This is a genomic window from Halosimplex salinum (genome assembly GCF_003730195.1).
Taxonomy (GTDB): domain Archaea; phylum Halobacteriota; class Halobacteria; order Halobacteriales; family Haloarculaceae; genus Halosimplex; species Halosimplex salinum.
In genome coordinates this window covers 630,132-644,463 of record NZ_QWGG01000001.1, presented here as the reverse complement: position 1 = coordinate 644,463, position 14,332 = coordinate 630,132, and the positions used below count along the sequence as shown (strand labels likewise).

At 69.5% G+C, this 14,332-nt stretch carries 12 protein-coding genes; 5 read left to right on the top strand and 7 right to left on the bottom strand.

Features of this window, described 5'->3' with window-relative positions:
- Positions 1-149: 149 nt before the first annotated feature.
- The 3 genes from D1409_RS03185 to D1409_RS03175 are packed head-to-tail and all read right to left on the bottom strand — an operon-like array spanning position 150 to position 3,471.
- A complete protein-coding gene (locus tag D1409_RS03185) occupies positions 150-2,447 on the bottom strand; it encodes a type B DNA-directed DNA polymerase (protein WP_123533947.1) in 2,298 nt (765 codons plus the stop codon).
- The gene (locus D1409_RS03180) at positions 2,447-2,761 is read right to left on the bottom strand and encodes a hypothetical protein (protein WP_123533944.1); all 315 of its coding nucleotides are present in this window, start codon (positions 2,759-2,761) and stop codon (positions 2,447-2,449) included. Before D1409_RS03180 ends, D1409_RS03185 begins: the two co-directional genes overlap by 1 nt.
- Positions 2,761-3,471, bottom strand: a complete 711-nt coding sequence (locus D1409_RS03175) for a P-loop NTPase family protein (protein ID WP_123533942.1) — start codon at positions 3,469-3,471, stop codon at positions 2,761-2,763. The genes D1409_RS03180 and D1409_RS03175 overlap by 1 nt, the downstream gene beginning before the upstream one ends.
- Before the next feature lie 222 nt (positions 3,472-3,693).
- Between D1409_RS03175 and D1409_RS03170 the strand changes: the two genes are divergently transcribed.
- Both D1409_RS03170 and hflX read left to right on the top strand, forming a co-directional pair.
- Complete coding sequence (locus tag D1409_RS03170; RefSeq protein WP_123533940.1) at positions 3,694-4,671, top strand: MBL fold metallo-hydrolase; 978 nt, start codon at positions 3,694-3,696, stop codon at positions 4,669-4,671.
- A 324-nt stretch (positions 4,672-4,995) separates the two neighbouring features.
- Positions 4,996-6,300 (top strand): GTPase HflX, encoded by a 1,305-nt coding sequence (gene hflX, locus D1409_RS03165; RefSeq protein WP_123533938.1) that lies wholly within the window; start codon positions 4,996-4,998, stop codon positions 6,298-6,300.
- A gap of 9 nt (positions 6,301-6,309) precedes the next feature.
- Here the strand turns inward: hflX and D1409_RS03160 are convergent, their stop codons facing one another.
- Entirely contained in the window at positions 6,310-7,488 is a 1,179-nt protein-coding gene (locus tag D1409_RS03160) for an inorganic phosphate transporter (protein WP_123533936.1), read from the bottom strand.
- Positions 7,488-8,294 carry a hypothetical protein gene (locus D1409_RS03155; protein ID WP_123533934.1) on the bottom strand — a complete coding sequence of 269 codons (807 nt, stop codon included), beginning with the start codon at positions 8,292-8,294 and terminating at the stop codon, positions 7,488-7,490. Before D1409_RS03155 ends, D1409_RS03160 begins: the two co-directional genes overlap by 1 nt.
- A gap of 287 nt (positions 8,295-8,581) precedes the next feature.
- On the opposite strand from D1409_RS03155, the gene D1409_RS03150 reads away from it, so the two are divergent.
- From D1409_RS03150 to D1409_RS03140, 3 genes are all read left to right on the top strand, one after another.
- On the top strand, positions 8,582-9,679 hold the full coding sequence (locus tag D1409_RS03150; RefSeq protein ID WP_123533932.1) for a lamin tail domain-containing protein: 1,098 nt from the start codon (positions 8,582-8,584) through the stop codon (positions 9,677-9,679).
- Positions 9,680-9,754: 75 nt separating this feature from the next.
- Positions 9,755-10,519, top strand: a complete 765-nt coding sequence (locus D1409_RS03145) for an aldo/keto reductase (RefSeq protein WP_123533930.1) — start codon at positions 9,755-9,757, stop codon at positions 10,517-10,519.
- Between the two features lie 306 nt (positions 10,520-10,825).
- Complete coding sequence (locus D1409_RS03140; protein WP_123533928.1) at positions 10,826-13,780, top strand: MEDS domain-containing protein; 2,955 nt, start codon at positions 10,826-10,828, stop codon at positions 13,778-13,780.
- Position 13,781: 1 nt separating this feature from the next.
- On the opposite strand, the gene D1409_RS24280 is transcribed toward D1409_RS03140, so the two are convergent.
- Together D1409_RS24280 and D1409_RS03135 are read right to left on the bottom strand one after the other, a co-directional pair.
- Positions 13,782-13,952 (bottom strand): DUF7576 family protein, encoded by a 171-nt coding sequence (locus D1409_RS24280; RefSeq protein ID WP_164471550.1) that lies wholly within the window; start codon positions 13,950-13,952, stop codon positions 13,782-13,784.
- Positions 13,953-14,234, bottom strand: a complete 282-nt coding sequence (locus tag D1409_RS03135) for a HalOD1 output domain-containing protein (RefSeq protein WP_164471549.1) — start codon at positions 14,232-14,234, stop codon at positions 13,953-13,955. It abuts the gene before it with no gap.
- Positions 14,235-14,332 lie beyond the last annotated feature (98 nt).

Below are 14,332 nucleotides of genomic sequence, written 5' to 3'. Positions count from 1 at the left end.
AAAAGCCGTTAGCCGCGTCCCCGGAGCGGAAGTGAAAGTAGAGATCCGCCGGCGATCCGCCCGCCGTCCTGCGGGTGAAAGTGGTTTTCCGGCCGTGAAAGTGGTCGCGCGTCTCGGGGTGATCCGCCGCCACGCTCGCCGCCCCGTGCTCACTCGAAGGCGGCGAGCGTGAGGTCCCGCCCGTCGCGGAGGTACCGCCGGATCTGCCCGCGGTCCCACCCCAGCGGCGAGACGACGCTCTCGGCCGCGCGGATCAGACGTTCGCGGTAGAACTCCACGTCGTAGTCGCTCGCGTCCTCGAACGGGAGCCGGACGCGGTCGGCGTCTCCTCGCCCGTCGTCGACGACGACGTACTCGACGCTCGTTCCCGGCGGTCGCTCAAGTCCGTGGGCCGCCGTCCGCTCCAGCGCCGCGACCGTCCGGGTCCGCTGGGCATACGCCTCGACGGACTTCGAGACGCGCTGTCGGATCACCAGGTCCTCGGCGTCGACCGCCCGGCGCTCCAGCCGACCGAGCGCGCGAGCGAGGCGGTCGCAGACGGCTTCGGGGTCGTGGCTCGCGGGTCGCTCCGTTCGCGGTTCGCTTCGCTCACCGCTCTCGTTCGAGGCGTCGAGCGTCCGGATCAGGTCGCGCTGGACCGCGGCGACGAACGGCGGCGTCGAGCGCTGACGCGTCTCGATCCCGCGGAACTTGAACGCGTCATCGTCTTCCGGATCGGCGCCGGCGACCTTGCCATAGTACTTCGTCAGCGCGCCTGCCGACGAGTTCCGCATCGGGACGAACGCCACCCAGTCGAAGCGCGCCTCGACCTCCAGCGAGATGCGGGCGTCCTCGGACACGACGGCCGCGATCTCGTCGATGGGCTCGGGATCCGCCGCCCGCGGTTGCACCCACAGGCTGTCGACGATCCCGTGAACGACCCGCCAGCCGCCGGCCTCCAGTCGCTCCTTGGCGTCCAGCAGGATCTCGCGAGCGTAGGCGTTGATCGCCTCGTGACACTCGATGCGCCCGAACTTCGCGTTCCGGTAGCCCTGGTAGCCGAAACAGGAGACGAGCACCCACTTCAGCGCGTCAATCCGCCCCTCCAGCGCGGCGACGCGCTCGGCGACCGGCGAGTCGCCGTCCGGTTCGGCGTGCGTGGCCTGATAGTCTCCACTGGCCACATCGAGCGCGTCCGTCGCCGCTCGTTCGCGCAACTCGGCGAGTTCCTCCTTGAATCGGGCGCGGTCGTCGATGAGGCCGCCCAGCACGTCGGCGAGGAAGCCCCGGTCCTCGCAGACGCTGTAGCCGAGGCCGGGCACGTCCTCCCGATCGTGACAGTCGCAGTTCACCGTCTCCGGGCTGACGTTGTACTCGCGCATGATCGAGGGATAGAGGGAGGCGAAGTCGACCTCCACGACGTCCTCGTAGATTCCCGGCTCCGGCGCGAACGTGAACCCGCCGCGGTCGGCGTCGTGGAGCGTCCCGACCGACTTGAACGCCTCCGGCTCCCACTTGTTCCACGGCGCGAGCACGTCCCGCTCGCGTGCCTCCTTGATCTCGATGGACGTGAGGATCGTCCCGATAGAGCCGCGGGCTGTCTCCTGGAGCGGCCGCCACGACCGACCCACGAGGTCGAGCAGTCCGGGCAGCCCGGCTTTCCCGAGCAGGAAGCTGTTCGACCGGTCGACGATGGCTCGTCCGGGGAGCGCGTAGCGGGCCGGCGAGTGACCCACCTGTCCGTAGCTCTCGTAGGTGCTCGCGCCGGCGAGGCGCTCGTAGCCGTCCGCCCGCCCCAGCCGGAAGTCGTCGAGCCCGAGCGCCTCCGCTCGCTCGTGACACCGCGGGATCAGCTCGGCGGTCGAACAGACTAGCACGTCCGGATCGACCACCTCGACGCGCTCGCGGAGGGAGTCGAGGACCGCGCGGTCGGCCTGGCGGCTCGCGGGTCCCCCGTCCCCGCTCGCTTTCGAGGCGCGAAGCGCCTCGCCGTCGACCCGGAGCGCGGTCAGGTCGTCCTCGGCCAGCGCGCGTTCGGGGATCGACAGTTCCAGCCGGCGCAACTCCCGCTCGGGCACCGGCGCGGTCCCGGTGTCGACGCAGTAGCGAAACCCCGGCGCGAGGTCCACGTCGTAGAGCCGCACCGTCCCCGGCGCGTAGTCGGCGGCGTGGTGGGACAGGATCTCGTGAGCCAGCGTCCGTACCTCGTCGACGCGGGCGAGGTCGACTCGGAGAACGGGCTCGCGTTCGTCCGCATCGAGCGAGAGGTAGCGGCGCTCGGTCGCCGTCTCGACGACCTTCGGGTCGGCGGCCAGCGCGGCCGCGAGGTCCGCCCGGACGGGGTCGGGCGCCGCGACGGAGAGCGAGGGCGCGTAGTCGTCGTTCACCCGGGTCTCCACGCCGTCGGCCGTCGCGTGCCACTCGCGGACCGTCCCGTCCGGCCGGAACTCCGGAGTGAGCAGAGACATCACTCGGTCCCGGTCCCGGCACCGACCGAAGCGGGGCTGGCGTCGCCCCCGTCGCCGCGGTCCGTCTCGACCGCGTCGACTCGCTCGCGCAGTTCCCGGAGTTCGCGCTCCTGTGCGACCAGGACCGACAGCAGGAAGGCGAACTCGGGGTCGGTGCCGTTGGCGTAGCCCGCGGCGTCGGCGTGGTCGCGCGCCCGCTCGAACAGCCGGTCGAAGTCGCTCTGGGAGCGCCGGCGCAGTCCCCGTCGGAAGGAGCGCCAGTCGTCTTCCAGTCGCCGGAGGAAGTCCCGATACGTGGGATTGGTCCGGCCCATCAGTCCGCGCCCCCCGCCGCGCCGGCCGCCGCGGCGAGACTGATCTGTTCGATGGGCTCCGGCGAACCGGTTCCGACCGGATCGACTCCCGGCCCGAGCGACTCGGACGCGACGCCGAGCAGGTCGACCCAGTAGGGGATGGTCGTCTGCCAGTACCCCTCGTCCCAGTAGACGGTCGTCTCGACGCCCGGTCCCTCGAAGCGATACCCCATCTCCGTCCGCTCACACCGGATGATTCGGTCGGCGTGCTCGGCGGCCGGGCCCGGGTCACGACCGGCGGGCACGCTGAGCAGCGTCGGGATCTCGCGAGCGTCGGCCAGCGCCGCGAACGTCCGGACGGTGCTGTCGAGCAGGCGCTCGCGCTCGTACCGGGGCACGTCCTCGTCGCGGTACAGCGACGCGACGTTCGGCGCGACGAGCAGTCCGGTCCGCCCGTCCACCCGCTCGACGACGCGGCGTCCGAGCGCGTGGTGCTGATAGGCGGTGAACGCCCGCGCCACCCGGAGATTTCTGAGCCTGCGCGGCGAGTGTACGATGTCGTACAGCGTGTACGTCGAGGCGGCGTTGCGGGCGTCCACCCAGTAGGCCACCCCGGTCGATTCGGCGAGTGTCGCGAGCGCGAGACGATGGATCGCCGTCGAGCGCGGCCCGGGCGGGCGCAACAGCGTGAGCCCGGGATCGAGGGTCGGAACGTCGACAGGTTCTGGCATCGCCCGTATCCGACGGACTCCGGGCTATAAAACGCCAGCCTACCCCGGAGCGGAAGTGAAAGTGAATGCAGACGGCCGCTTGCCGGCGATTCGCGAGTCGACCGTCGGTGAAACTGATGGCGGCGTGGCGGCGGTCGGGCGGTGGGCAGGGCGTGGGGCAGCGCGCCGGGCGTGGGGCCGCCCGACGACACGTATATTCGAGTGAGGGGCCAACGGGCGGGCGTGACGCGGCGGGTTCGGCTACGCAGTGGGATCGAGATCACGTTCGCCGGCGGCGAGCGGTTCGTCGCGGACGGGAGCGGCGACGCCGACGCGACGCTCGTGAGCCACGCCCACGGCGACCACTACGCCAGCGGGTCGGCGGTCGTCGCCTCGGACCTGACGGCCGCGCTGGTCGGCGCCCGGCGCGGCGGGGCGGCCCCGACCGCGGTCGACCACCCGGCGGCCGAACTGTTTCCGGCGGGCCACGTGGTCGGCTCGCGGGCGATGCGGCTCACGGACCCCGACACCGGCCGGCGGTACCTCTACACCGGCGACTGCTCGACGCGGGACCGCTTCCACCTCGACGGGTTCGACCCCGTCGACGCGGACGTGCTGATACTCGAGTCGACCTACGGGAAGCCCGAATATCGGTTCCCATCCACGGAGGAATCGGTCGACGCGATCCGGTCGTGGCTGGCGGAGACGATGGATCGACCCGTCCTCATGTTCGGGTACGCGCTGGGGCGAGCGCAGAAGCTCCAGCGACTCCTCGCGGACTCGCCGCGCGACCGCGTGTTCGTCACGGACGCCGTCGCTGACGTGAGCGACGTGATCGAGGACCACCGCGACGTGACCTTCCCCGGCGAGCGCTACGGTTCAGAGGGAGAACTCGGCGCCGGTGACGCGCTCGTCTGCTCGGGGTCGCCACGGAGCCCCTGGGTCGAGTCGCTGGTCGAGTCGACCGGTGCTGTCACCGCCGGGTTCTCGGGATGGGCCGTCGACGACTCGTTCGTCTACCGTCGGGGCTTCGACGAGGGGTTCGTCCTCACGGACCACTGCGACTACGACGAACTCCTCGCCCTCGTCTCCGCCGTCGACCCCGAGCAGGTGTACACCCAGCACGGCTTCGCCGACGAGTTCGCCACCGCCATCACGTCGGAACTGGGCTACCCCGCCCAGTCCCTGAAAGCCAACCAGGCCACGCTCGGCGACTTCTGACCGGCGTGCTAACGGTTGCCACCCCACGGGAACGCTCTTGTCCGACGCGACCGATCGAGCGGACACGGCGATGGAGATCAGTTACTACCGCTGACCGGTCCGACCCGCGTGAGCGTCCAGCGCCCGTCCGTAACGGGGGCGACAGCGCCGACGGACGCTCGCGGGCGTCTCCGCGGCGGCCCGACGGCGCGGCGGAGGCGGGCGCTACGACCCTCTCGCGACCGGTGTACTTCTCGACCGCAGAGCCCGGCGGCCGTCGGTCACGTCGGCCGTCGCGTCGGCCGGGCCTCGTATCGCTCGCAGATAGAATCCACAGAGACACACATGAGACGACAACCAGGAACGGACGCGATCGTCGCGGCGCGAGCGGCGGAACCACCGGTCGAGACCGACGAGATACGGGCGCTGACCGAGGCGGCGGGCTACGAGGTGCGAGACGCCGTGACGCAGGCCCGCACTGAGGACCCGGGGACGTACTTCGGACGCGGGAAGGTCGCAGACCTCTCGGCGCGAGTCGCGGAGACGGGGGCGGACCTCGTCGCCGTCGATGGCGAGTTGACGCCCCGGCAGACGGCCGCTATCCGGGAGGCGCTCCCCGAGGGAACGGCGATATTCGACCGCTACCGGCTCGTCCTCGCCATCTTCGCCGAGCAGGCGAGCACGCGCCGGGCGAAGCTACAGGTCGAACTCGCCCGGCTGAAGTACGACCTGCCGCGGCTGCGAGAGCGCTCGGACGTACAGGGCATGAACAAACGAGTCGAGAAGGGGACGCCGATAGACGGCGTCGAGAATCGGATCGCGGACCTCGAACGGAAGCTGGCGGACCTGCCGAGCCCCGCCGAACAGCACCGCGCCGAGCGCCGCGAGCAGGGGTTCGACATCGTGACGTTCGCCGGCTACACCAACGCCGGCAAGTCGACGCTGCTCCACCAACTGGCCGATGACCTGGAACTGGACGGCGATTCGGCGGGCGGGCCCGACGCCGATCCCCATCCCGACGCCGCGACGGAGACGGCGAGCGTCGAGGACCGGCTGTTCGAGACGCTGGAGACGACGACCCGGCGGGCGACTATCGACGGGCGACGCGTGCTGTGTACCGACACCGTCGGGTTCGTCGCGGACCTGCCCCACTGGCTGGTCGAGTCGTTCAGTGAGACGCTCTCGGACGCCGCGGCGGCCGACGCCGTCGTGCTCGTCGCCGACGCGAGCGACCCACCCGCGCGACTGCGGGAGAAGGTACGGGTCGCCCTCGACGTGTTCGACGGGCAGGGCGTCGACGAGTCGGACGTCGTCACGGCGCTGAACAAGGTCGACCTGCTCGACGACGAGGCCTCCGAGGAGCGACGAGCCGCGGTCGACGGACTGGCACCGGACCCGATCCCGGTCAGCGTCCGCGAGGGGACGAACCTGGACCGACTCCGTGAAGCCGTGGTCGACCGGTTACCCACCGAGCGCGCCGAGCTGACGGTCCCCAGCTGCGACGACGCGATGGGACTCGTTTCGCGCGCCTACGACTGCGCGAGCGTCGAGTCGGTCGACTACGTCGCCGAGACCGTCGACCTCGTCGTTCGGGGCCGGCCGGCGGTGGTCGAGCGACTGCGGGCCGAGGCCGAAGCGGTGTCGGCCTGACGCTGCCGGTTAGACGCCGGCGATCGGGAGGAATCGGAAGGTGAGATACGCGCCGACGGACGCGATAGCCGGCACGACGTTCTGCATGAGGACGACCCGGGCGGTCGTCGCGGGGTCGAACAGGTCCCCGGCGCTGGGGACGGTCTCGGGGTCTTCCTCGCCGATCGGCGGCAACTCCTCGCCCTCTTCGTCGGCGGCCAGCGCGTCGACGGTGACCGACGGCGACTTCTCGGCGGTGACGGCCTCGGGGACGGTCACCGGTCGGGTCGCTCGGCCCCACCCGAGGCCGATGATCGACACCGTCGCGATGATGACGAAACTCGCGGGGATGCCGAGCGTCGAGAGGAAGACGACGAGTATGGAACTGACCGACGCGACGACGATGGCCGCCGTCAGCGGCAGTTCCGTGATGTCGCTCCCCATCGTCTCGAGCGTCCGCCGTGCGATGGTGAACGCGCCGATCGTGACGGCGATACCGCCGAGGACGATCGCCGGGTCCATCGCGAGTTCGCCGCTGCCGACCAGCGGTGCGACGGCGTTGGCGATGTTCGACGTTCCCGAACTGAAGGCCATCAGACAGCCGATCGAGATGACCGTGATCGTCCCGAACAGTTCCCGTCGGTTCGTCGTCTGGTGGACGCGCGGGATCGGCAGGACGCCGGAGCGGTCGATATCGAGCAACGGCCCCTCGCTGCGCTCCATCGCGACCAGCCGGTTGAGTCGCGCGTAGAAGTACCGGCCGATGATCAGCGACACCCAGAAGCCGATGATGGGCGAGACGACCCACCAGGTGACGATTTCGCCCATGACGGCGAGGTCGAGCACGCCGCCGGCGAGGCCGAGCCCCGCGATCGCACCGACGGCGGTCATCGACGTCGAGGCCGGCACGCCGAAGACGTTGCCCACGAGCAGCGCGACGCCGATGAAGAAGAGCACGACGATAGACGATTCGAGCGTGAACACGCCGGTGTCGACGACGAGTTCCGTCCCGAGCTTCGTCACGACGTTCCGCCCGATCGTCCAGGCGCCGATGAAGAAGAACACACCCATCAGCGCCGCGGCGGCCGTCTTCGAGATGGCGTCGGCGCCGACGGCCGGCCCGAACGCGGGCCCCGTCGTCGACCCGCCGATGTTGTACGCGACGAACATCGCCACGAGCACGCCGACGACGAGCAGGAGCTGGACCATCAGCTCCCCCCGTCGGTGTCCTCGTCTTCGGAGTCGCCCTCAGCCGCCCCCAGCTGTTCCTCGACGACCTCTCCGACTTTCTCCTCGACCGTCTCTTCCACCGTCTCCTCCACGGTTTCGCCGACCGTGTCTTCGACGGTTTCCTCGACGGTCTCTTCCACCGTCTCCTCGACGGTTTCGCCGACGGTGTCTTCGACCGTCTCGCCGACCTTCTCCTCGACGGTTTCTCCGACTTTCTCCTCGACGGTTTCTCCGACTTTCTCCTCGACGGTTTCTCCGACTTTCTCCTCGACGGTTTCTCCGACTTTCTCCTCGACGGCTTCTCCGACTTTCTCCTCGACAGTTTCGCCGACTTTCTCCTCCACGGTTTCGCCGACCGTCTCTCCGACGGTCTCCTCGACCGTCTCGCCGACCTTCGCTTCGACCGTCTCCTCGACGGTCGCTTCGACGGTTTCGCCGACGGTCTCCTCGACTGTTTCCCCGACGGTCTCCTCGACGGTTTCACCGACGGTCTCCTCGACGGTTTCGCCGACCGTCTCCTCGACCGTCTCTTCGACCGTATCGCCGACCTTCTCGTCGACCGTCTCTTCGACGGTCTCCTCGACCGTCTCTTTGACAGCCGTGGTCATCCAGTCGGGGTCGAACCGGGCCATCTTCCAGACGACGTGGATCATGAAGGAGATCAGGACGCCGAACCCGAACGCCAGGCCGACGGCGTTCTCGACGACCACGATCAGCCCCACCGAGATCGCGATCAACAGCCCGTACACGAGGTCGACGAGCGAATCGACGCGGTTCGGATTCATACGTCACCCGACCGTGGCCCTCGTCGGTTCGTCGCGGGAGCGATTCGCTGTCCACCAGGCGGTAGAGAAAACACGTGTACCGGTACAGAGGCGGCCTCGGGTAAAGTAACTTGGCAACGGCGGCCGGCGCACGGTATACGGTGACGCTTCTCGGCCCCGTTCGCCGGTGAGCGGTGCTCTGTACCCTGCGGCGCCGCGTCGAACCCGACAGTGGGTCGGGGCGAGCGACGGCGGGAATCGGCCCGCGAGAAGCCAATCCTGATGCCGCTGGCTCCGTGACTGCACCCATGGAACGACGCCGGCTCGTCGCGGTCGTCGCGGTCGCGGCGGTCGCGACCCTCGCGACGCTGAGCGGGTGTGCGGGGCTCGGGCTGGAGGCCGGCGGCGGGGCCGACGCCGGGTCGACGGCCACCGCACCCGACGCGTCGAACGGGGCGGTCGCGACGGTGATCGACGTGGTCGACGGCGACACGATCGACGTGCGCTACCCCGACGGGTCGACCGACACGGTGCGACTCCTCGGCGTCGACACGCCGGAGGTCCACGCCGACAACGACCCGGCGGAGTACGAGGGCGTGCCGGACGACGAGACGGGCGCGGCATGTCTCGAAGCCGCCGGCGAGGACGCCAGCGCGTTCGCCGAGCGGTGGCTCGCCGATACGCGGGTGACGCTCGTCGTCGACCCGACCGCCGACCGGCGCGACCGCTACGGACGACTCCTCGCGTACGTCCACGTGAACGCGAGCGAGCGGGACGTGACGGCTGCGACCGGGACTGCGGACACAGACGGAGTGACAGTCGCCGACGGGACGACGACCGACGGTGGGGCGAACCGGACCGACTTCAACTACCGGCTGGTGGCGACGGGCCACGCCCGCGTCTACGACAGCACGTTCGACCGGTCCGACCGCTACTACGCCGCGGAGGCAGACGCGCAGGCGGCCGAACGCGGTCTCTGGCACTGCCGGACGGACGGCGCTGGCGGAGCCGCGAGTGACACCGGGGGCGAGAGTGGCGACCGGGACGGCACGGACGGCGCGCTCGCGACGTCGGACACCGGTCTCGCGCTGGACCGGGTCCACGCCGACGCCGCGGGCGACGACCACGAGAACCTGAACGACGAGTACGTCGTCTTCGGCAACGCGGGCGACGAGACGCTCGCGCTCGGCGGCTGGACCGTCGGCGACGAGGCCGGTCACGGCTACACCGTCCCCGAGGGCTTCGCGCTCGGACCCGGCGAGACCGTGACGCTCCGATCCGGTACGGGCGAAGACACCGCGGACGCGCTCTACTGGGGGCGAGACGCGGCCGTCTGGAACAACGGCGGCGACACGGTCGTCGTCGAGCGCGACGGCGAGACGGTCCTGCGGTACACGTACGACTGAGCGGCCGCTGGGGCCGACCCACTCCGCAACCGCGGCGACCGCCAGAGCCAACCGACTGGCTCCGCTGCGATCGATATGGACCTGCCACCGGTCGGACTCGGGACGATGGGGATCGGCGATCCGTCGACGATCGAGACCGCGATCGACGTCGGGTATCGCCACCTCGACACGGCACAGATATACGACAACGAGGCGGTCGTCCGCGAGGGGGTCGCCGCGAGCGACGTGGCCCGTGAGGAGCTGACCGTCGCGACGAAGCTCTGGGTCGACTCGCTGGCCGGCGACGACGTGCGGTCGGGTGCCGAGGCGAGTCTCGACCGACTGGGACTCGACGCGGTCGACCTGCTGTACGTCCACCGGCCCCGGGGCGACTACGACCCGGAGACGACCCTGCCCGCGCTCGACGAACTGCGCGAGTCGGGGCTGGTGGGCGAGGTCGGGCTCTCGAACTTCGAGCCCGACCAGCTGGAGGAGGCGCGCGAGGTGCTCGACACGCCGATCGGGGCCCATCAGGTGGAGTTCCACCCCTACTACGGCGACCGCGAACTGCTCGCCGACGCGCAGGCCCACGACTACCCGCTGGTGGCCTACTCGCCGCTGATCGGCGGCGACGCCTTCGACGACCCGGTACTGACAGACGTGGCGGCGAAACACGACACCTCCGCGGCGGCGGTGAGCATCGCGTGGGCGCTCTCCCACGACAACGTCGTCACCATCCCGAAGGCGTCCTCGCGGGCGCACCTGCGAGCGAACTTCGAGGCCCGGACGCTCGCCCTCGACCCCGAGGACGTCGAGCGCATCGACGGCATCGAGCACGAGCGGGAACTGTTCCCGGAGTGACCTGTGCGCCCGCCGTCCTGCGCCCGGTCGCCCGCCAGTAGACGGATCGAACTGGTAACTACCGGGTCCCCAGGTGTCGCCACTCGGCGCCGAGTGGCGCGTATCTGACCCGGACGTGGCACGTACTGTCAACAAATAATCGCTTGCCTTATACGGAGTAGCCCTCTCCTATCGACGACGACGATACCGCCGCGTCCGCTAGATCACTATGATACGCCATTCTCTCCTCGAGTCGGATCGCAACGGAACCGAGCTGAGCCGTACAGAGCGGGACTGTTCGAGAACGGTGACGGTGAGTCAGCGACGATGAGCATGAACACGCTCCGCGGCGACGAACGGAACCCGGTCGTCGGGCTGGACAGCGGGGTCGATTCGCTCCGGCGGAGCCCGGAGTTCCGCGGTCCGATCGAACCGATGGACGGGCACGACCACGCGAACGACCACTTCGCGCTCGTCTACGAGAGCGAGGACGAGCGATACGCGGCCGCCGTCCCGTTCCTGCGCGAAGGGCTCGACCGGGGCGAGCGGTGCATGTACGTCGGCGACGAGCGCTCGCTCGGGGCCGTCCAGGCGGCGTTGCGCTCGCGCGGCGTCGACGTCGACGCGGCGGTCGAGTCCGGTGCGCTGGTGTTCGAGACCGTCCAGAACACGTATCTCAGGGACGGTTCGTTCGACCCCGATTCGATGATCGCGCTCTACGAGGACGTCATCGACGCGGCAACCGAGGAGTACGAGGCGCTACGGGTGGTCGCGGAGACGGACTGGCTCCTCGAGGACGGGGCGTCCATCGAGCAGTTCATGCAGTACGAGAGCAGGATAAACGAGGTCTTCGCGAACGAGGACTGTATCGCGATGTGTCAGTACGACCGCGAGGCGTTTCCGGCGGAGGTCGTCCGGGACATCGTCCGCACGCACCCCCATCTGATATACGGCGACACGGTGTGTAACAACTTCTACTACACGCCGCCCGAGGAGTTCTTCGGAGCCGAACGGCCCGAACGCGAGGTCGAACGGATGATGGGGACGCTCCGCGAGCGGACACAGGCGAAGGCAGCGCTCCGGGAGCGAACCGAGACCCTCCAGGAGACACACGACATCATCTCGCGGCTCGACCTCACGTTCGAGGAGAAGCTCCGGCGGTTCCTCGAACTCGGCTGCAGGCGATTCGACCTCGATATCGGGTACCTCTCGCACACGCCGGGCGACCGGTACGAACTCGTCGACGCGGTCGGCTCCCACGAACTGATCCAGGCCGGCGAGTCCGCGATGCTCTCGGGGACCTACTGCAGGAGAGTCCTCGAGACCGACAGGATCGTCAGCGTCCAGAACGCGACCGAAGAGGGGTGGGAGGGCTGTGAGGCGTACGAGACCTACGGGCTCGACAGCTACCTCGGGACGGCGGTGACCGTCGGCGACGAGCAGTACGGCACGCTCTGTTTCGCCTCGGAGGAGCCGCGGGAACGGCCCTTCTCCGAGTCCGAGCGCACGTTCCTCGAACTGACCGCGCAGTGGGTGAGCTACGAACTCGAGCGCGAACAGCGGCAGGCCCAGCTGGCCGCCCTCAACGAGATGAGCCGCGACCTGATGGAGGCCGAGACCCACGAGGAGATCGTCCGATCGACGGTCGAGCACGCGGACGAGACGCTCACGCTCCCGCTGACGGCGTTCGTCCGGTACGACAAACAGGCCGGGCAGCTCCGGACCGCCGGCGAGACCGAGCGCGGCGCGGACGAACTCCCGACGGCCACGCTGAGCGAGACCCCGTCGGGGCCGCTGTGGAAGGCGTTCACCGCGGGAGAGACGCGGATCGTCGACGACGTCGCCTCGGTGTCGGGCGCCGGCGACGACCTGACCGAACTCGCGGCGGTCCCGCTGGGCACCCACGGCCTGCTGGTCACCGCGACGGAGGCGTCCGAGGGGTTCTGCGAGGTCGAACTCGACTTCCTGCAGACGACGGCCGCGACGGTGGAGACGGCGTGTACCCGCGCCGACCGCGAGCAGTTGCTCCAGGACCGCGAGGAGACGCTCGAGGAGCAAAACGAGTCGCTCGAACGGCTCAACCGCATCAACGACACCATCAGGAGCATCGGCCAGTCGCTCGTCGGGGCGTCGACGCGCGAGGAGGTCGAGACGGTCGTCTGCGACGAACTGGCCGACGTGGGCCCCTACGAACTGGCGTGGGTGGGCGAACACGACACGGTCACCGACGAAGTCACGCCCCGCACGTGGGCCGGCGCCGAGAAGGGGTATCTCGACGCGACGACCGTGACGGCCGGCGAGGAGGCGGCCGGCCGCGGGCCCGCGGGCAAAGCCGTCAGGACCCACGAGCCACAGGTCGTGAACAACGTCGTCGACGACCCCGACTTCGGGCCGTGGCGTCAGGCGGCGCTCGAGCGCGGCTATCACGCCTCGATCGCCCTGCCGCTCGTCTACGGCGACGTCCTGTACGGCGTCCTCAACGTCTACGCCAACCAGCCGGGCGTGTTCGACGACCTCGAGCGCTCCGTGCTCGCGGAGCTGAGCGACACCATCGCCTACGCCATCAACGCCGTCGAGAGCAAGAAGGCCCTCGTGAGCGACGAGGTGGCCGAACTCGAGTTCGTCGTCGAGGACCGTGGCCTCGAGGTCGTCGACCTCGCGGCCGAGACCGGGTGTGACCTCCAGATGGAGGGTGTCGTCCCGTCGCCCGACGGCGCGCTCCGCGTCTACATGTCGAGTCGCGGCGTCCCGGCCGACGAACTCCTCTCGTTCGCACCGGACATGGCGACGACGGACGTGTCGCTCGTCTCCGAGTACGAGGAGGACGGCGTCCCGGTCTGTCTGTTCGAGGCCACGCTGGCCGAGGAGAGCCTCTGTGAGACGGTTCGAAGCCACGGCGGTCGACCGCGGACGGTGACCGTCGAGGACGGCGTCGCGACGGTGGTGATCGAGGTCGCAGCGGACGCGGATATCCGGGAGTTCGTCGAGATGTTCGTCCGGAACTACCCCGAGTCCGAACTGGTCGCCCAGCGGACCGACGAGCGGCCGCGCCAGACGCCGACGGAACTGCGCGCGACGCTGACCGAGGAACTGACCGAGCGGCAACTGGAAGTGCTCCAGACGGCCTACTTCGGCGGGTACTTCGAGACGCCGCGCGACCAGACCGGGAGCGAGGTCGCCGAGTCGATGGGGATCAGCCAGCCGACGTACAACACGCACGTGCGGGCCGCCCAGCGCAAACTCTGCCGGGAACTGTTCGAAGCCGACCTGACGGGCGAGTAACTCAGTCGGTCTCCCGCCAGGCGCGCAGGCAGCGGTCGTCACAGAAAGAGAGTATCGTCAGCGAGCCGTCGCCGTCGGCGCGAGTGCGCGCGGGGTACCACTCCGAGCCCACCAGTCGCTCACCGCAACGCGCGCAGACCTCCAGGGGGTCAGGGCCTGCGGACGAAGCCATCTACGAACGGAGGACCAGTTCGCCGTCGCCGGACACTTCGACCTCGTACCCGTAGTAGGAGAACGAGACGGACGAGGGCCCCGCACCGTCGGCGCCGGCGGCCGTCCGATAGAACGCGTCGAGCGCGTCGGGGTCGACGGCGTCGTACAGCGGGACGGCGAGGTCGAGTACGTCGACGCCGGCCTCCTCGGCGATGGCGTCGAGCACTGCTTCGCTGGCGGTCTGGTCGTCGTCGATCGGGTAGGTGTCTTCGGTGTCGATTGATGTGGATGACTGCATCATCTATCTACACCGATGCGGTATTCCACCTAAGCGCTTGTAGCTCGATGTAAAGCGTCCCGCCGGACGGTGGGCTATCAGTCTAGACGGACCCGGATCCC